This is a genomic window from Aggregicoccus sp. 17bor-14, from assembly GCF_009659535.1.
GTDB lineage: Bacteria > Myxococcota > Myxococcia > Myxococcales > Myxococcaceae > Aggregicoccus.
This window is the reverse complement of the sequence record NZ_VJZZ01000001.1, coordinates 95709-113589: the sequence shown is the minus strand read 5'-3', so window position 1 is coordinate 113589 and position 17881 is coordinate 95709. Positions and strand designations below refer to the sequence as shown.

Annotated in this window: 17 protein-coding genes and 2 tRNA genes; 7 read left to right on the top strand and 12 right to left on the bottom strand. The window is 72.2% G+C overall.

The window, feature by feature from the left end:
* The first annotated feature begins 34 nt into the window (after positions 1-34).
* The 4 genes from FGE12_RS00510 (at position 35) to FGE12_RS00495 (ending at position 4388) form a co-directional block, all read left to right on the top strand.
* Positions 35-1564 (top strand): aminotransferase class I/II-fold pyridoxal phosphate-dependent enzyme, encoded by a 1530-nt coding sequence (locus FGE12_RS00510; RefSeq protein ID WP_153864253.1) that lies wholly within the window; start codon positions 35-37, stop codon positions 1562-1564.
* A gap of 13 nt (positions 1565-1577) precedes the next feature.
* Positions 1578-2753, top strand: coding sequence for an N-acetyltransferase (locus FGE12_RS00505; protein WP_153864252.1), 1176 nt, complete (start codon positions 1578-1580; stop codon positions 2751-2753).
* A gap of 19 nt (positions 2754-2772) precedes the next feature.
* Positions 2773-3339: a hypothetical protein gene (locus FGE12_RS00500; RefSeq protein WP_153864251.1), complete on the top strand. Its 567-nt coding sequence runs from the start codon at positions 2773-2775 to the stop codon at positions 3337-3339.
* 125 nt (positions 3340-3464) lie between these two features.
* On the top strand, positions 3465-4388 hold the full coding sequence (locus FGE12_RS00495; protein WP_153864250.1) for a class I fructose-bisphosphate aldolase: 924 nt from the start codon (positions 3465-3467) through the stop codon (positions 4386-4388).
* A gap of 142 nt (positions 4389-4530) precedes the next feature.
* Here the strand turns inward: FGE12_RS00495 and FGE12_RS00490 are convergent.
* The 4 genes from FGE12_RS00490 to FGE12_RS00475 form a co-directional block, all read right to left on the bottom strand.
* A tRNA-Ala gene (locus FGE12_RS00490) sits at positions 4531-4603 on the bottom strand.
* A gap of 200 nt (positions 4604-4803) precedes the next feature.
* Positions 4804-6177 (bottom strand): RsmB/NOP family class I SAM-dependent RNA methyltransferase, encoded by a 1374-nt coding sequence (locus FGE12_RS00485; protein ID WP_370458833.1) that lies wholly within the window; start codon positions 6175-6177, stop codon positions 4804-4806.
* A gap of 8 nt (positions 6178-6185) precedes the next feature.
* Complete coding sequence (locus FGE12_RS00480) at positions 6186-6836, bottom strand: response regulator (protein ID WP_153864249.1); 651 nt, start codon at positions 6834-6836, stop codon at positions 6186-6188.
* A 67-nt stretch (positions 6837-6903) separates the two neighbouring features.
* Positions 6904-6989 (bottom strand) — tRNA-Leu (locus tag FGE12_RS00475).
* 93 nt (positions 6990-7082) lie between these two features.
* On the opposite strand from FGE12_RS00475, the gene FGE12_RS00470 reads away from it, so the two are divergent.
* The 3 genes from FGE12_RS00470 (at position 7083) to FGE12_RS00460 (ending at position 11057) form a co-directional block, all read left to right on the top strand.
* Positions 7083-7829: a M48 family metallopeptidase gene (locus FGE12_RS00470; RefSeq protein WP_153864248.1), complete on the top strand. Its 747-nt coding sequence runs from the start codon at positions 7083-7085 to the stop codon at positions 7827-7829.
* A gap of 389 nt (positions 7830-8218) precedes the next feature.
* Entirely contained in the window at positions 8219-9277 is a 1059-nt protein-coding gene (locus FGE12_RS00465; RefSeq protein ID WP_153864247.1) for a diguanylate cyclase, read from the top strand.
* Positions 9278-9320: 43 nt separating this feature from the next.
* On the top strand, positions 9321-11057 hold the full coding sequence (locus FGE12_RS00460) for a two-component system response regulator (protein WP_153864246.1): 1737 nt from the start codon (positions 9321-9323) through the stop codon (positions 11055-11057).
* A 70-nt stretch (positions 11058-11127) separates the two neighbouring features.
* Here the strand turns inward: FGE12_RS00460 and miaA are convergent, their stop codons facing one another.
* The 8 genes from miaA to FGE12_RS00420 all read right to left on the bottom strand — a co-directional run bounded on the left by miaA (position 11128) and on the right by FGE12_RS00420 (position 17821).
* Positions 11128-12069: a tRNA (adenosine(37)-N6)-dimethylallyltransferase MiaA gene (gene miaA / locus FGE12_RS00455; RefSeq protein ID WP_194797421.1), complete on the bottom strand. Its 942-nt coding sequence runs from the start codon at positions 12067-12069 to the stop codon at positions 11128-11130.
* 4 nt (positions 12070-12073) lie between these two features.
* Positions 12074-12664 carry a peroxiredoxin gene (locus FGE12_RS00450; protein WP_153864245.1) on the bottom strand — a complete coding sequence of 197 codons (591 nt, stop codon included), beginning with the start codon at positions 12662-12664 and terminating at the stop codon, positions 12074-12076.
* Positions 12665-12737: 73 nt separating this feature from the next.
* Positions 12738-14003: a histidine--tRNA ligase gene (hisS, locus tag FGE12_RS00445; RefSeq protein WP_194797420.1), complete on the bottom strand. Its 1266-nt coding sequence runs from the start codon at positions 14001-14003 to the stop codon at positions 12738-12740.
* Positions 14000-14845: an archaetidylserine decarboxylase gene (gene asd / locus FGE12_RS00440; protein ID WP_153864244.1), complete on the bottom strand. Its 846-nt coding sequence runs from the start codon at positions 14843-14845 to the stop codon at positions 14000-14002. The genes hisS and asd overlap by 4 nt, the downstream gene beginning before the upstream one ends.
* 46 nt (positions 14846-14891) lie before the next feature.
* A complete protein-coding gene (locus FGE12_RS00435) occupies positions 14892-15584 on the bottom strand; it encodes a hypothetical protein (RefSeq protein WP_370458832.1) in 693 nt (230 codons plus the stop codon).
* Between the two features lie 66 nt (positions 15585-15650).
* The gene (locus tag FGE12_RS00430) at positions 15651-16382 is read right to left on the bottom strand and encodes a metallophosphoesterase (protein WP_153864243.1); all 732 of its coding nucleotides are present in this window, start codon (positions 16380-16382) and stop codon (positions 15651-15653) included.
* Positions 16383-16427: 45 nt separating this feature from the next.
* A complete protein-coding gene (locus FGE12_RS00425; protein ID WP_153864242.1) occupies positions 16428-16793 on the bottom strand; it encodes a TIGR02266 family protein in 366 nt (121 codons plus the stop codon).
* Between the two features lie 110 nt (positions 16794-16903).
* Positions 16904-17821 carry a PfkB family carbohydrate kinase gene (locus FGE12_RS00420; RefSeq protein ID WP_153864241.1) on the bottom strand — a complete coding sequence of 306 codons (918 nt, stop codon included), beginning with the start codon at positions 17819-17821 and terminating at the stop codon, positions 16904-16906.
* Positions 17822-17881 lie beyond the last annotated feature (60 nt).

Here is a 17881-nt window from a genome sequence, read left to right as displayed (position 1 = left end):
CCCACCCGGGCAACCGACGCCCCGAGGCCCCGCGATGAGTGACGTGTTCGAGAAGTGCAGCAGCTGGAAGGACTACAAGATCGCGAAGGCGACGGGGCTCTACCCCTACTTCCGGGTGATCGAGGCGAGCCACGGGGCCACCGAGGTGGAGATCGACGGCCGCCGCGTGATCATGGTCGGCTCGAACAACTACCTCGGCCTTTCCGCGGACCCCCGGGTGAAGGAGGCCGCGATCAAGGCGGTGGAGAAGTTCGGCTCCACCTGCTCCGGCTCGCGCCTGCTCAACGGCACGCTGGTGCTGCACGAGGAGCTCGAGCACAAGCTCGCCCAGTTCCTCAACCGCGACGCGGCGGTGGTGATCTCCACCGGCTTCCAGACGAACCTGGCGCTCGCCTCCATCCTGGGCCGGCACGACATCGTCTTCTCGGACCGCGGCAACCACGCCTCGCTGGTGGACGGCATCCGCCTCTCCTTCGCCACCGAGCGCAAGTTCCGCCACAACGACCTCGAGCACCTGGAGCAGCTGCTGCAGGCGGCCGACCCCGAGGCGGGCAAGATCATCGTCACCGATGGCGTCTTCTCCATGGAGGGCGACATCTGCAACCTGCCGCGCATCGTGGAGCTGGCGAAGAAGTACAACGCCCGCGTCATGACCGATGACGCGCACGCCATGGGCGTCATCGGCGAGCACGGCCGCGGCACCAGCGAGTACTTCGGCCTCGAGCGCGAGACGGACCTGGTGATGGGCACCTTCTCCAAGAGCTTCGCCTCGCTCGGCGGCGTGCTCGCGGGTCCCCAGGACGTCATCACGTACATCCGCCACAAGGCGCGCTCGGTCATCTTCAGCGCGTCCATGACCCCGGCCAGCGTGGCCGCGGCGCTCAAGAGCCTGGAGATCATCCAGGCCGAGCCCCAGCGCCGCGCGCGCCTGCTGGACATCGCGGAGAAGATGCACAACGGCTTCCGCGCCATGGGCTTCGACACCGGCGTCTCGGTGACCCCGGTGGTGCCGGTGCTGATCGGCGACCAGGTGAAGTGCTTCCGCTTCTGGCGCGCGCTGCACGAGGCGGGCGTGTTCGCCAACCCCGTCACCGCCCCCGCGGTGGAGCCGGGCCACGCGCTCATCCGCACCAGCTACATGGCCACGCACACGGACGCGCAGCTGGACCGCGTGCTGGATACCTTCGAGCGCATCGGCAAGAAGATGGGCGTCATCCCGGAGACCCGTCCCACGGTGTACACGCCGGTGCAGATCGCCCGTCCGGGCACCGCGGTGCTCTCCAACGAGGCCAGCCAGCGCTGGGCGGCCGCGAGCGCGGGGCTCCTCGCCGAGCGCGGCTTCTCCCTCGAGCAGATCAGCCGCATGAGCGGCCGCGAGGTGGCGGGCAAGCTCTTCGACGCGGTGGAGACCCTCACCTGGCGTGCGGCCAACCTCCAGTCCGAGGACCTCAAGCGCCTGAGCGGCACCCCGCTGCGGCTCTGGGAGAAGCGCACCGAGCTGCCAGGCATGCTGCTCGAGAAGGGCGCGAACCTCTTTATTCGCAACGGCAAGCAGGCTGAGTAAGACTCCAACGCCCATGGCCCTTCCCGCCGAGCAACAGGCCCTCGAGCTTCCTCCCGTCCCCGCGGACGTCAGCATCACGCCCGTGCGCGGCGCCGCGGACCGGGAGGCGTTCATCCGCTTCCCCTACGCCCTCTACCGGCACGACCCGCACTGGGTCCCGCCGCTGGAGATGGAGCGCAAGGACTTCCTCGACCCGAAGAAGAACCCCTGGTTCGAGTTCGGCGAGGTGGAGCTGTACCTCGCGCGCCGCGGCGGCGAGGTGGTGGGCCGCATCGCGGCGGTGAAGGACCCGCGCTACAACGAGTACCACGGCACCACGTACGGCTTCTTCGGCCTCTTCGACTGCGTGAACGAGCCGGGCGTCGCGCGCGGCCTGTTCGACGCAGCGAGCAGCTGGCTCAAGGCGCGCGGCTTCACCGAGGTGCTGGGCCCCGCGAGCTTCAGCAGCAACTACGAGTTCGGCCTGCTCGTGGAGGGCTTCGACAGCTCGCCCGCGATCCTCATGCCCTACAACCCCGGCTACTACCCGGGGCTGCTCGAGGCGTGCGGCTTCCGCAAGGCGAAGGACCTCTGGGCCTTCGAGCTCTCGGCGTCCGCCACCCCGCCCGAGAAGGTGGTGCGGATCGCCGAGAAGATGCGCAAGCGCGAGGGCATCACCGTGCGCCCCGTGCGGATGAAGGAGCTCTCCAAGGAGATCGCCCTCATCAAGGACATCTACAACGCGGCGTGGGAGCGCAACTGGGGCTTCGTGCCCATGACGGACCACGAGTTCGATCACCTCGCGCGCGAGCTCAAGGCGATCGTCCGCCCGGACCTGGTGCTCATCGCCGAGGTGAAGGGCGAGCCCGTCGCCTTCTCCATGACCCTGCCGGACGCGAACTACGCCCTCAAGGCGGCCGGCGGCCGGCTCACCCGCTACGGCCTGCCCATCGGGCTCGCCAAGCTGGTGCTCGCCTCGCGGCGCATCGAGCGGCTGCGGCTCATCACGCTGGGGATCAAGGAGGGCTACCGGCGCCGGGGCCTGGACGCGATCCTCTACCTGGACACCCTGCGCACCGCGCACCGCCTCGGCTACCGCGGCGGCGAGATCTCCTGGACGCTCGAGGACAACCACCTCGTGAACCGCGCGATCGAGTCCATGGGCGGCCAGCGCTCCAAGACCTACCGCATCTACCAGCGCGCGCTGTAGGAGGGCTAGACTGGCGCCCATGCGCCCTGCCCTGCTCGTGGTCGCCGCCCTGCTCTGCTCCTCGGCCGTCCTCGCCGAGAAGCCGAAAGCCAAGGCGAAGAAGCCGCCCATGTCCGTCCCCTCGCTGGGGCTCACGGGCCTCGGCGCCCTGCCCAAGGGCGAGGAGCTCTCTGCGAGCCGCTCCGCCCCCGAGCCCGCCGGCCCCCAGGTGCGCGCGGTGGACGAGCGCTTCGAGGTGCTGGGCGTGCAGCACATGAAGGGCGCCCGGCAGACCGGCGCGCTCTCGGAGGTTGCGCTCACGGGCAGCCCCCTGCGCACCGAGCCCTTCAGCACGCGCGTGAAGGTGCGCAGCAGCGCGCGGCGCACGGCCCCCATCGACGTGGTGGTGCTGGATGCGCGCGGCGACACGGCGATGAGCGCCTCGGGCACGCTCTCCTTCACCGGCGTGCAGGGCGAGGTCTCCGAGTACACGGTCGACTGGGATCCCACCGAGTGCCGCGGCCCGGGCACCTATTCCGTGCTGGTGCGCGTGGCGGGCCAGCCCCTGGGTACCTGGCCGCTCAAGGTGGTGGCCCGGGCTCCCTAGGCTGTAGGGAGGGCAACGCGGGCCGCGTACAAATCGCGAGATCTCCTTGCCGGACGGGGCGGGGTCTGCACAATCGGCGCAACATTCTCGATCAGGCGCCCCCGCGCCGATCCCCAGAGGAGCCGATGGCTTACACCGACCGCGTGAAGCAGATCCTGTCCTGGTACCCCTCCGACAACCCGGGCACCCTGACCAACCTCGCCCGCCTGCTCAACACGGGCACCCTCGCCGGCACCGGCAAGATGGTCATCCTCCCGGTGGACCAGGGCTTCGAGCACGGGCCGCACCGCTCGTTCCAGCCCAACCCCGCGGGCTACGATCCGGACTACCACTACCAGCTGGCCATCGACGCGGGCTGCAACGCCTACGCGGCGCCGCTGGGCGCGCTGGAGATCACCGCCGGCAAGTTCGCCGGTGAGATCCCGCTCATCCTCAAGCTCAACAACTCGGACACGCTGGGCAACGTGGGCGAGCCCAACTCGGCGGTGACCAGCTCCGTGAAGGACGCGGTGCGCCTGGGCTGCGTCGCGGTGGGCTACACCATCTACCCGGGCTCCGGCGCCCGCAACGAGCAGTACGAGAACCTGCGCGACATCATCGCCGAGGCGAAGAGCTACGGCCTCCCGACGGTGCTCTGGGCCTACCCGCGCGGCAGCAAGCTGTCCAAGGACGGCGAGACCGCGATCGACGTGGTCGCCTACGCCGCGCAGATCGCCGCGCAGCTCGGCGCGCACATCATCAAGGTGAAGCCGCCCAAGGACTTCCTCGAGCAGCCCGAGGCGAAGAAGGTCTACGAGAAGTTCAACATCCCCACCAAGACGATGGCCGACCGCATCAAGAACGTCGTGCTCTCGGCCTTCAACGGCAAGCGCATCGTCATCTTCTCGGGCGGCGAGGCGAAGGGCACGCCGGAGCTGATGGAGGAGATCCGCCAGATCCACCAGGGTGGCGGCTTCGGCTCCATCATGGGCCGCAACGCCTTCCAGCGCCCGCACGACGAGTCGGTGAAGTTGCTCAAGGACGTGATGGCCATCTTCGCGGGCAAGTAGCCCCGGAGCCCGACGGCTCATGCCATCCGGACGGCCGGCTCTCCTCGCGAGGGCCGCCCGTTTTCGTCTGGGGCGGTGCCTTCGCGCGGAGCCCGGAAAAGCAAAAGGCCCGCCCGGTTTCCCGAGCGGGCCTTCCTTACTGTGGAGCTAGACGGGATCGAACCGTCGACCTCTTGAATGCCATTCAAGCGCTCTCCCAGCTGAGCTATAGCCCCTTCTCTTCTCCAGCGCGCCATGGGGGGCGCGCCGTTGCGTCGAAAGCGGCGCTCTTCTACCGCTTCTTTTCTCCCGATGCCAGTGCTGAATGCACGGCGCCGCGTTTTCCTTCCCCCTGCCCTGCACCGGACGGCGATTCGCGCGCTTGGGCGCCCCGAGGGGCGGCGGGAGCAACCGACCCGTCGGGGCCCCGCCCGGCTCAGCCCTTGCGCAGCCGCGCGGCGAAGAAGCCTCCGCCCGGAACCCGCGGCGGCAGGGCCCGCAGGAAGGGCCCGTCACAGAGCAGCGCCGCGCGCTCGGGCCCGTACACGGGCGCGAGCGGCTCGAGTGCGAAGCCGGGCGCCTGCGCGAGGAAGCGCTGCACCACCTCGTCGTTCTCCTCCGAGAGCACCGAGCAGGTGGCGTAGACGATGAGCGCTCCGGGGCGCGCCGCGGCCGCCACCTCCTGCAGCAGCGCAAGCTGCGTCTTCTGGAACTCGAGGATCGCCTTCGGGGTGAGCTTCCACTTCTGGTCGGGCTCGCGCGCGAGCGAGCCGGAGCCGCTGCAGGGCGCGTCCACCAGGAGCACGTCGGCGCTGCCGAGGGGCAAGGGATGCGGGAAGGACACGTTGCGCAGGCCCAGCTCGCGCACCCGCTCGCGTGCGTCCGCGAGCCGGCGCCGGGAGCGGTCTCCCGCGAGCACCCGCCCCGAGGGCCCCACGGCATCCGCCAGCGCCAGCGTCTTGCCGCCCGCCCCCGCGCACACGTCCGCCACGGTGCGCCCCTGCAGGCCGCCCTCGCCGCCCAGGGGCCCGCAGGCTTCGGCGATGAGCTGGCTGCCCACGTCCTGCACCTGCAGCCGCCCGGCCTTCATCGCCCGCGTCTCGAACACCCGGTGGCTCGCGTCCGTGATGCGCAGGGCGCCCGGCGCGGCGGGTATCGCCTCCGCCGCCACGCCCTCCTCGGCGAGCGCCGCGAGCAGCGCCTCGCGCTCCGTCACCGGACGGGCGCGGAAGGTGAGCCCCGGCTCCTCGTTGAGGGCCGCGAGCAGCGCCTCCAGCTCGCCCTCGCCGAGCCGCGGGGCGAGCCGCTCCACGAACCAGGTGGGAAAGGAGTGGCGGCTCGCGATGCGGTCCAGCGGCGCCTCCACCCCGGGCGGCAGCTCCGGCAGGGGCGTGCTCAGGAGCCGCTCGAGGAAGTCATCCTTGAGGGTGCGGGGGCGGATGGGGCCGGGCAGCTTCACCTCGGGCCCGATGCGCTTCCAGTCCTCGCCGCACAGCACCCGCCGCCACAGGGTGTAGCGCACCAGGGCGTGATCCTCGATCATCCCCAGCTTGCCGGGCGCATGGCCGAGCGCGCGCGCCGCCAGGTCCAGCAGGCGCTGGTGGCGCGAGAGCTCGCGGGTGACGAGCGCCGCGTAGCGCCGCTCCTGGCCCCCGAGCCCCTGCGCCTCGCGCAGCGCCTCGGAGAGGGCCGCGCGCAGGGGCTCGCCCTTCTGCACCGCCACGTGCGCCTCGAGCGCGGCGGTGGCCGCGCGGCGCGAGGGGCGCCCGAGCAGGGCAGCGGGATGGGGGGCGGGCCAGAAGGCGGGCACGGAGAGCCTCAGCGGGCGAGCGGGAGGGACACCGCGAGACAGCCCTCGCGCGTGGCCGCCTCGCAGCCGCCGTCGGCGGACACATAGAAGTATTGGGCCGCCCCGCGGCGCTGGCCGTTGAGCTCGAGCTCGCCCTCCACCACCAGCACCCCGCAGGCGTGGCCCTCGGTGGGCCAGGGCAGGCGCGCTCCGGGCGCAAGCCGCAGCCACGTGGCGTGCGGCTCGCGCAGCCGCTGCGCCTGCGCGCCGTGGGGCTCCCAGCCGCTGGCCGCCGGGGTCGCCTCGCCTGCCTGCTGGGCGCGCGTGCGCAGCGCGAGGAAGCGCTCCACGAGGCCGAATACGTCCTCGAGCTGGAAGGGCTTGGTGAGCTGCGCGTCCGGGTGCAGCGGGGCGAGCGTGCGCTCCACCTCCTCGGGCACCGAGGCGCTCATGATCGCCACCGGGACGAGGCAGCCGCGGGCGGCCTCGAGGATGGTGCGGCCGCCGAGCCGATCTCCGCCGATGCGCAGGTCGGTGAGGACCAGGTCGTAGACCCCGGCGCGCAGGGCGGCGAGCGCCTCGGGGACGCTGCCCACGTCGTGCACGGTCGCCTGCTCCGAGACGAGCTCGCTGAGCCCCTCTCGCACGCCGGCGTCGTCCTCGACCAGCAGCACCTTCATCCGAGCCACCACCCCTCAGCTGCGTGCCGCGCCATCGCCTGCCGCGCCAGCGGAGGCGGACTGCTTGTGGCCCTCCCCGGGCTCGAACCGGGACGCGGGGTCAGCCGCAGCGGATTTTGAGTCCGCCTCGTCTACCAATTTCGACAGAGGGCCGTCGTGGCGCGGAAGGTCGCCCTTATAGCGCGCGCCCTCCCGGGGTGCATCCGGAGATTGCGGTCGCCGTCCAGGGTCGCTAAACGGTCGCCCATGTACAACCTCCTCATCGCCCTGGCTGCGGGCGTGGCCGTGACCCTGCTGGTGAAGCTCGCGGGCTTCTCCGTCTGGGCGGGCCTCGTCCCCGGCGTGATCGTCTTCCTCGCCACCTACGTCGTCCTCGCGCGCCGCGTGTCGCTCAAGGTGCAGGCCCTGATGACGTCCGTGCAGACGGAGCTGCAGGGGCAACCCTCGAGCCAGCGCGACCTGCAGCAGCGCATCGACCGGGCGGTGAAGACGCTGGAGACCGGCCTCGTCTGGGACAAGTGGCAGTTCCTGGTGGGCCCGGAGATCCACGCGCAGATCGGCATGCTGCGCTACATGGCCAAGGATCTCGCCGGCGCCCAGCCGCACCTGGCCAAGGCCAACCCTCGCAACTACATGGCCAAGGCGCTCGAGGGGGCGCTGCACTACCAGCGCAAGGACCTGCCCGCGATGAAGGCCTCCTTCGAGGCGGCCGCGAAGGCCGGCAAGAAGGAGAGCATCGTCTGGGCGGCGTACGCCTGGTGCCTGCTGCAGCTCAAGGACAAGGATCAGGCGCTCGCCGTGCTCGCACGCGGCGCGGAGGCCAACCCCGCGGACGAGAAGCTCAAGAGCAGCCTCACCCAGCTGCAGAACGACAAGCGGCTCAAGATGAAGCCCTACGAGCCCCTGTGGTGGCAGTTCGGCCTCGAGGCCCCGCCCCCCCAGATGATGGGCGGCGGCGGTGGCGGCCGGCGGGTGCAGTTCACCCGGCGCTGATCCACGCCCCCTCGCCCACATCCGCCCCGGCGGCAATTCTTGCCGCCTCCCCCGAGAGGCCCCTGGAAGCTCTTTCCGATTCTGCGGAAGGGTGGCCAGCGGGCCTTTCAAGCTTCTGGAATGACTCGACTTTCCTGAGCAGGGGACGGCACGTCGCTTGCTCCCCGCTCGGCCGCGCTCCCATCGAACGTCGTGCTCCGGTGTTCACCCGTAGAGAGGGTGCACATACAGGCACGTCCAGTCTTGGCAGCCGGAGGTCTCGGGTGAAGGTGGCGGAGGTCAACGGAAGCTCGTCGGGGGACACGGCGGGCCTCGTGCGTGGTGCACGGGGGGGCGGGGACGCTTCCATTGGGCGTGGCACTCGAGACTTTCGGCCTGCCATTTGCGGCATGCCGGTCAACGCGGTTCGCGCGTCCGCGGGCCCTGGCGCGCCCGGTGGCGGTGCGGGTCCGGCACAGGGGGGCAGCGAGGGCGCAGAGCGCGGCGAGCGGCTGCGGCCGGGCAGCGGCGCGAACCGGCCGCTCATCCTGATCGTCGAGGACGACGAGGCGAGTCGCGAGAGCCTCGCGGAGCTGCTGGAGACGCACTACGAGGTGCTCACCGCGGCGGACGGCGACGCAGGGCTCGCCGTCGCGCGCGACCGGCTGCCGGACCTCATCCTGCTGGATCGCTTCCTGCCGCACGGTGACGGGCTCTCCATCCTCGAGGCGCTGCAGCGCGACCGGCGTACGGAGCGGGTGCCGATCATCCTGCTCACCGCGGACGAGGACGAGGCCACGCTGGAGCGGGGGCTGGAGCTGGGCGCGGTGGACTTCCTGCACAAGCCGGCCAACGCCCGAGAGCTGCTCGCGCGCATCCAGCGCGCCCTGCGCCAGAGCGCGCAGAAGCAGCAGCTGCACGAGCTCGCGCAGACGGACGCGCTCACGGGGCTCGCCAACTTCCGCGCGCTCGAGCTGCGGCTCGAGGAGGAGTTCAAGCGGGCGCGCCGCTACCAGTACCCGCTCGCCGTGGTGGTCATCGACCTGGATCACCTCAAGGCGATCAACGACGGCATGGGCCACGACGTGGGCAACCGCGCCATCTTCGCGCTCGCGGGCCACCTGCGCAGCAACCTGCGCGAGGTGGACTTCGCGGCGCGCTTCGGCGGGGACGAGTTCGTGGCGCTGCTGCCGCACCAGACGGCCGCGGAGGCCGCGGTGTTCGCCGAGCGCGTGCGCGCGGGGCTGCGGGCGGTGGGCGTGCAGCGCGACGACGGGCGCCCTGCCCCCTTCGGGCTGAGCATCAGCGTGGGCATCGCGGACCACTCCGCGACCCACCCGCGCGAGAGCGTGGCGGAGCTGATGCGCGCGGCGGATGCGGCGCTCTACGTGGCCAAGCGCGCGGGCAGGGATCAGGTGGTGGTGGACGGCGTCGCCGTGGGCGGGTCTCCGGACTCCGCGCGGCACTAGGTACCGCAGGGTTCGGGGACGGTTGGAGCGGGGAGACAGCGGGATGGATGCGGCGGGCAGGCTGACCAGCGGTTCGAGGGTGGCGATCATCGGCGGAGGCGTGGCGGGCGCGGGGCTCGCGGCGGCGCTGCTCTTCAACGGCCGCGCGCGCGGCTGCGCGCTGGACGTGCGCGTCTACGACGGCGGGAGCCCGGACGCCGTGGCGCCCCCGGCGCTGCTCACCCCGGAGTGCCGCTCGCGCCTCGCCGCGCTCGGCTGCCGCATGCCGCCCGAGTGGCGCGCGCTGGAGCTGCGCGGCATCGAGGTCCACGCCCAGGGCCGCAACGAGCTGCTGCCCGCGCCTCCCGGAGGCCTCTGGGTGGTGGACGGCTGGCCCCAGGGCACCGGCGGGATGGCGCGCGTGCGCGAGGCACTCGCCACGGCCGCTGCGGCACAGGGCGCCCGCTTCGTCACGCGCCGGGTGGAGCGCGTGGAGCGCCAGGCGCCCGCGCCCGACGCCCCGGCCGCCGTGAAGAGCAGCGGCGGCCTCGTGGTGCGCGCGCAGGGCAGCGGCGAGCGCTTCCACGCGGTGGCACTCGCCTCGGGCGCGGGGGCCAACCTCGGCGACGCCTTCTTCCCGGGCTTCCGCGGCGCGCCCACGATGCCGGCGGTGCAGGCGCGGCTGCGCTGGGATGCGCTGCGCCGCAACGTGGGGCGCAGCCTCGTCGCGCGGCTGTGGATCGCCCCGCTTCCCGGCGTGGAGGGGCTGTTCCTGCTGCCCGCCGCGGGCTCCGTGTACGCGCTCGCGTACGGGCCCGCCGTGCAGCCGGCCGACCTGTGCCAGGCGCTGATGATGGCCGCGCGCGACGGGCTGGTGGACGAGGGCTTCGAGCTCGCGGCGCTGGAGACCACCCGCCTTCCCTACGGCCCCGGGCACACGCTCGTCGCGCCCGGGCAGCTCGCGGTGGGTGCCGCGGCGCTCGGGCATCCGCTGCAGGTGGGGCTCAGCGAGACGCTCGCGAGCTGCAGCCGCGCCGCCGTGGCGCTGCTGGATGCGGGCCTGGACGCCGCGCGCCTCGAGCGCCGCTACGTGCGCGAGGGGCTGGGAGACCTGCTCGAGGACGTCACCGCGGGCGCGCGCTCGCTCGCGTGGCTGCGGCGCGCCGGAGCCCGCGCGCCCGCAGGCTTCCTCGAGGCGCGCCGCCGCGCGCCCACCACGGGCGTCTACGGCGGGGGCATCCTGGGTCTTCCCTCCCCCACGCCGCACACGCTGCTCACCGCCGCGCGCTGGGCGGGCCTGCGGGAGCTGGTCGGAGGCTGGCTGCGCAGCTCGGTGGAGCCCGCGCCCGCCACCATCCCCACCCTGGAGCCGGACCTCTACTACATCGTGGACGACGACGCGGACGCTCGCGAGGCGATGACGCAGCTGCTCGAGTCCACCGGAGCCACCGTCGTGGCCTTCGCGGACGAGCTCGCGCTCTACAGCGCGGTGGCCCGCCGTCCGCCCACCGCCATCCTCCTGGACGTGGTGCTGCACTGGGTGGACGGCCTGCGCCTGTGCGAGGGCCTCAAGCGTCACCCCCTCACGCGCGACACCCGCGTCTTCGTGATGAGCGGCCTCAACCGCCCGCACGTGCGCCAGCGCGCACTCGAGGCCGGAGCAGAGGCCTTCCTGGTGAAGCCCGTGGACCCGCAGCGCCTGCTGCGCGTCGTCACCGGGCGCGAGACCGCGGAGACGCTGCCGCTCGCCGCGGGGGGGCCGCTCGCGGCCGCTGGCGCGGAGAGCCGCGCCGCATCCTGAGCGCTGCGCTCGAGGTCACGCGCGCAGGGCGTGAGTCCTGGCGAGGGGCCGCAGGCCCTCCTCCCGGGACTCAGCCCGCCCCCTCCGCGAGGGCCGCCTCGAGCCGCTCCGGCGTGAAGGGCGGCGCGAGGAAGCGCGCGCCGCGCTCCTTGCGAAACCAGGTCAGCTGCCGCTTCGCGTAGCGGCGCGTCTCCTGGGCGGCGTCCGCCATCCCCTGCTCGCGGCTGAGGCGCCCCTCCACCACCGCGCGCGCCTGCACGTAGCCCACGCTGCGCATGGGCGCCGCGTCCGCGTAGCCGCGCGCGAGCAGCGCCTCCACCTCCTCGAGCAGGCCGCGCTCGAACATGGCGCGGGTGCGCGCGTCGATGGTGGCGTACAGCGCCTCGCGCGGGGGCTCGAGCACCGCGAGCCTGTACGCATAGCGGTCCTGCGTGAAGGCATGCGCGCGCCGGAACTCCGAGGCCGGGCGCCCGGTGGCCGCGTGGATCTCCAGCGCGCGCACCGTGCGCACCAGGTCGTTCGGCGAGAGCTGGGCGGCGGACTCGGGGTCCACCTCGGCGAGCCGCCGATGCACCTCGGCGCGGCCCTGCGCCGCCGCCACCGCCTCCAGCTCGGCGCGCAGGGCGGGCAGCGCGCCCGGCGCCTCCACCACCCCGTGCAGCAGCACGCGCAGGTAAAGCCCCGTGCCGCCCACCACCAGCACCGGACGGCCGCGCGCACGCACCTGCCGGATGGCCTCGTCCGCACGGCGCTGGAACTCGGCCGCGGAGAAGGGCTCGAGCGGCTCCACCACGGACACCAGGTGGTGCGGCACCTGCGCGAGCTCCTGCGCGGAGGGCTTCGCGGTGCCGATGTCGAAGTGGCGGTACACCTGCTGCGAGTCGGCGCTGATGATCTCCGCGCCCGTGCGCTCGGCGAGCGCGAGAGCGAGCGCGCTCTTGCCCGAGGCCGTGGGCCCGGCGATCACCGTGAGCGGTGGCCCGACACCGTCCGATGAGGAGGGAGCCGCCACCGGCTCAGGGGGCCGTGCCGGCCGCCACGGGCCGCGCCGAGCCGAGCGCCGCCGCCACCTCTTCGGCGAGCAGGCGCGAGGTCTTTTCGTCGTAGCCGCGGTGCACGCGCAGCACGGTGCCGTCCGGGCGCACGAGGAACAGCGAGGGCAAGGGGCTCTGCTGCCCGAGCCAGCGGCGCGCCACGAGGTTGAAGCGATCCTTGAGCACGGGGAACGTGACGTGGTGCTCGCGGAGGAGCTCGTCCATCAACTTCTGGCCCGAGGGCTCCGAGTCGATGGACACCATCACCACGCGCAGGCCCTGCTCGCGGTAGCGCGCGTGCAGGGACTGGAGATAGGGCAGCTCCTTCTTGCAGGGCTGGCAGAAGCTGGCCATGAACGAGAGCAGCACCAGGCGCGTGTCCTTGTCCTGCGCCTCCGGGCCCACGTAGCGCTCGAGCCCCACCACCCCGGCCCCCGCGGCGTCCGCGTTGTACACGGGGAGTCGGAAGGCGGGCGCCGGCCGGCCCTCTGCCGGAAGGGGCTCCTGCGCCCGCGCGTGCGCTGCGCCCAGGAGCAGCGCCGCCGCCATCCCCACCCATGCCTGTGCTCGCATCGCTTCGTCGCCTCGTGCAGGAGCGGCGCGCCCTGTTGGGGCGCGCCGCAGGAGGGCCGCAGTCTAGCAAGCCCTAGCGTGCCGCGCGCAGGGCCTCGGCCACGGAGGCGAGGCTCACCGGCTTCGGGTCCCCGCCCGCCATGGGCTTGAGCTGGGCCTGGCCGCTGGTGCGCTCGGCCTCGCCCAGCACGAGGGCGAAGCGCGCACCCGTCTTGTCCGCGCGCTTCATCTGGCTCTTGAGGCTGCCGCCGCGGGTGTCGAACTCGACCCGCAGCCCCTGGCGCCGCAGCTGGCTCGCCAGGAGGAAGGCCGCGTCGTGCGAGCCCTCGTCCGCGACGGCGAGGAAGAGGTCCGGCGGGGTCGCGAACTTCTGGCCCGCCTCCTTGAGCAGGAGCACGAGGCGATCGAGCCCCAGCGCGAAGCCCACGCCGGGCACGTCCGGTCCGCCCAGGCTCTTCACCAGCTTGTCGTAGCGGCCGCCGCCGCCCACCGTGCTCGCGGTGCCCAGCGAGGGGTGCGCCGCGATGAACTCGAGCGTGGTGCGCGTGTAGTAGTCCAGGCCGCGCACCATCTGCGGGTTGACCACGTACTTCACGCCGAGCACGTCCAGCTTGCGGCGCACCTCGGCGAAGTGGGTCGCGCAGGGCTCGCAGAGGAACTGGAGGATGTCCGGCGCGGCGCGCGCGATCTCCTGGCAGCGCGGGTTCTTGCAGTCGAGCACGCGCAGCGGGTTGCGCTCGAGGCGCCCCTGGCAGTCCTCGCACAGCTCGGCGCGGTGCGCCTGCAGGTGCTCCACCAGCTTCGCCTGGTACTGCGGGCGGCACGCGTCGTCGCCCAGCGAGTTGATGTTGAGCGAGATGTCCTGAAGCCCCAGCGCCTCGAGGAACTGCACCACCAGGTCGATCATCTCGACGTCCTGGGCGGGCTCCTTCACCCCGTAGGCCTCGGCGCCGAGCTGGAAGAACTGGCGGTAGCGCCCGGTCTTCATGCGCTCGTAGCGGAACATCGGCCCCATGTAGAACCAGCGGGTGACGGGCTCCTGGTTGCCCACCGAGTGCTCGATGTACGCGCGCGCGGCCGGGGCCGTGCCCTCGGGACGCAGGGACAGGCTGCGCCCGCCCTTGTCCTCGAAGGTGTACATCTCCTTGCCCACGATGTCGGTGGCCTCGCCCACCGTGCGCACGAAGAGCGCGGTGTCCTCCAGCACGGGGGTGCGCACCTCGCCGTAGCCGAAGCGGGTGAACACGTCGCGCGCGGTGCGCTCGACGTGCTGCCAGAGCTCGGTGTCGCCCGGCAGCAGATCGTTCATCCCCTTCACGCCACTGACCTTCTGGCTCACAGCACCTCTCCGATCTTCTGGCCCAGCCGCACCACGCTCTCGGGCTGCAGGCTCTCGCTCCAGCGCACCCGGCCCGGCTCGAAGAGCAGGATGACGGTGGAGCCCATCTCGAAGCGCCCCAGCTCGCCGCCCTTCTCCACCGCCATGGGCTGCGGGTACGTGTGCTCCTTGCCGGGCTTGCCGGTGTGGGTGAGCACGTCGTCGTAGGAGGCCTTGATGCGGCTCACGCAGGTGGCGCCCACCTTCACCACGGCGACGCGGCCCGCGGGCGTGCCGCGCAGGTAGGTGACGAGCCGCTCGTTCACGCAGAACAGGGCCTGCTTGGTCTTCACCGAGGCGGGGTTCACCGGCCAGAACTCGCCGGGGATGTACGAGTAGCCCTCGATCTGCCCGCCCAGCGGCGCGTGGATGCGGTGGTAGTCGCGCGGGGACAGGTAGATGGTGGTCCACGCACCGCCGTGGAAGGAGCGCGCGGCCTCAGGGTCACCGAGCAGCTGATCCACCGAGTAGTTGATGCCCTTCGCCTGCAGGCACTCCCCGTTCTCCGAGTAGCCCACCTGCGAGACGGCGCCGTCCACCGGGGACACCACCACCTTCTCGCCCCCCTCGATGGGGCGCAGCCCCGGCTTGAGCCCGCGGGTGAAGAACTCCGCGAAGGTGGGGTAGCGCGCCACCTCGTGCTCGGCCTCCTCGAGGTTCACGTTGTAGCGCTTGGCGAAGGCCTTGATCGCCATGCGGTGCACCGGCGCGGGCGCGGGCAGGCGGGTGGCGAGCCCCACCGCGGTGGAGACCGCGGACTTGGGCAGCAGCTGCATCAGCTTCATGAAGGTCTGTTCGTTCATGTTCGACTTGGATGCCCCTGAGGGGAAAAGGGATGCGCGCAGTGTGCTAGCGGCCGGCGTCCGCCGCCGGTCCGGGCTTCACCGCGCTCTTCGGGCTGATCATCAGCACCTTGCCGTCCTCGGTGACGACGAGGCTGTCCACGAGCGCGGCGTACTCCAGCCGACAGCGCGAGGAACTCTGCAATTCCCAGGTCTGGCGAGGCCCGCGGCCAATCACGTTCACGCTCTGCCCGCGGAAGAAGCAGCCCCGGAAGCCGCCCACCAGCTCGCTCTCCGGAGTGCCCACCTGGGGGCCGTCCGTGCCCGCGTCCGGCGGCCCGGCGTCCGGGGTGGCGTCCACGGGGGGCTCGGAGGGGCCCGCGCTCGACGACGGCGCCATGGCCAGCGGCGTCTTCAGCTCGGCGAGCGCGGACCGGGTGTCCTGGGCGCGCTTCTGCGCCTGCGTGCGCCCCTCACGGATGCGCGCGAGCAGGGCTGCGGCCGAGGGCGCGTCCAGGCTCTTGTCCGGCACCCGCTGCAGCTGCGCCTCGATCTCGTCCATCTGCGGGTCGAGGTAGGCCTCATCCAGGCGCTGGGCGTAGAGGCGGTTGAAGCGCTGCGAGGCCGCGACGAAGTCGGGCGAGGGCTCCGGCTTGCTCCGGCAGGCGCTCAGCAGCAGCAGCGCGCACGCGGGGGCGAGGAGCAGCAGGGGGGCCCGACGCCGGGGCCCCGAGGCAGGAACGGGGATGGGGGTCCGCACGGTGGGGGGTTATGGCACTTTTCCCCCCGCCCCGCCGCGCTTTTCCAGGGCCGGCGAAGCCGCCGCTCAGACCCCGAGGTAGAGGCGCTTGCCGAAGTTCAGCGCCAGGTCCGCGTCGTAGATCTTCTGCGCCGCCGCGTCGATGTCGTACTCCACGCGCAGGTACTCGACCGTGCGCGCGCCGGTGTCGCAGATGACGAAGCACGCGCGGTTGTCGTAGTCGCGCGGCTGCCCCACGCTGCCCACCGAGATGAGGTACTTGTAGCCGCGGCGGATGCCGAACTTCTGGGCCACCACGTCGTTCACCTCGCCGTTGCCGATGGCGAAGGCCTTACACAGGTGGCTGTGGCCGATGAAGGTGACCTCGGGCAGGTCCGCCACGTGCGCCGTGAGCTCGCGCGCCTGCTCGAGCGCGAAGATGTACTCGTAGGCCTGCGGCTCCACGGGAGAGCCGTGGCAGAAGCCCACGTCGCCGAGCCGGTAGGTGTACGGGAGGCTGCGCAGCCACGCGAGGTTCTCGTCGCTGAGCACGCTGGCGCTCCAGTCCAGCGCGTGGCGGGCGGCGTCGTAGTAGAACGAGTAGTCCATGCGCCCGGCCACCGCGGCGTCGTGGTTGCCCAGCAGCGTGACCTCGGCCACCGAGCGCACCAGGTCGCAGCAGGGGTTGGGCGAGGCGCCGTAGCCCACCGTGTCCCCGAGCGAGACGATGCGGTCCACGCGCTGCTCCTCCGCCACGCGCAGCACCTCGGTGAGGGCCTCGATGTTGGAGTGGATGTCGCTGATGATCGCGATGCGCATGGCCGGGTGCGGGCTGGAGGGACGGGAGCTCCGTCCTGACAGAACCTAGTCGAGCGCGCCAGTGCCGCGCTGCTCCTGCGCGAGGATGCGGCGCAGGTGTTCGAGAGCGGGCGGAGCGAGCTCGGCGAACTGCAGCCCCATTCCGGGCGGCCCCGCCTGCTCCCCGCCTTGCGCTGCGGAGGACTCCTCGCTGCGGGCCCAGATGACCGTGGCCTCGGCCCGCAGCTCGTGCCGGTCCTCGCCGTGCAGCCGCACCAGGGTGCGGCTGCCGCGCGCGAGCGGGGTGCTGGTGCGCAGGAAGAGGCCGCCTTCGCTCAGGTCCCCCACCCGTGCGTAGAAGGTGACGTTGTCGCCTTCGCACCAGCAGCGCAGTCGGGAGGGGATTCGCTTGTGCCTACGGTTTCCGTCCAACTCGCAGCCTCCGCACGGCGCCAGAGTGGGGCCGAGCGTAGGGAGCCGCGCGCGACCGCGTCAAGGCAGGGGCCGAACTTCCGGGCCCGCAGCCGCTGACGCTGCGCGCGCTACAGCGGGCCCAGATCCTCGAAATGGGTGAGCTTCTTGAAATCTGCGAAGCGGGCGTGGATCTCCGGGCGGGTCACCTCGCGCAGGCGCTCGAGGCTGAAGCGCTCCACGGTGAAGGAGGCCATCACGCTGCCGGTGACCATGGCGCGCCGCAGCGTCTCCGGCTGCAGGTTGCCCACGGTGGCCACGGTGCCCATGAAGCCGCCGGCGAAGGTGTCCCCGGCGCCCGTGGGATCGAAGACCTCGGCGAGCGGATAGGCCGGGCAGGCGAAGATGTGCTCGCGGTCGAAGAGCAGCGCGCCGTACTCGCCGCGCTTGATGACCACGCGCTGGGGGCCCATCTGGAGGATGGCGCGCGCCGCCTTCACCACGTTGTGCTCGCCGGCGAGCTGGCGCGCCTCGGCGTCGTTGACGAAGAGCAGGTTCACCCGCGCGAGCGTCTTGAGCAGGGCGGCGCGGCTGCCCTGGATCCAGAAGTTCATGGTGTCCGCGGCGACCAGCTTCGGGTTGCGCACCTGGTCCAGCACCTGCCCCTGCAGCTCGGGGTGGATGTTGCCGAGGAACACGAAGGGCGCGCCGCGGTAGCTCTCGGGGAGCTTGGGGCTGAAGCGCTCGAAGACGTTGAGCTGGGTGTCCAGCGTCTGCGCCTCGTTGAGCTGGTAGCCGTACTTGCCCTTCCAGCGGAAGGTCTTGCCCGGCTCGCGCGTCACGCCCTCGAGGTCGATGCCGCGACCCTTGAGGAAGGTGAGGTGCTGCTCGGGGAAGTCCTCCCCCACCACCGCCACCACCTGCACCGGCGAGAAGAACGAGGCCGAGGTGGAGAAGTAGGTGGCGGAGCCGCCCAGCGCGTCCTCCTTCTGGCCGAAGGGGGTCTCCAGGGAATCCAGCGCAACCGAGCCGACGACGAGCAGTGACATGGCGTGCGGGCTACCGTTTCCGCGCGCCGAGGTCAAGCCGCCCGGGCTCCGAGCCGCCAG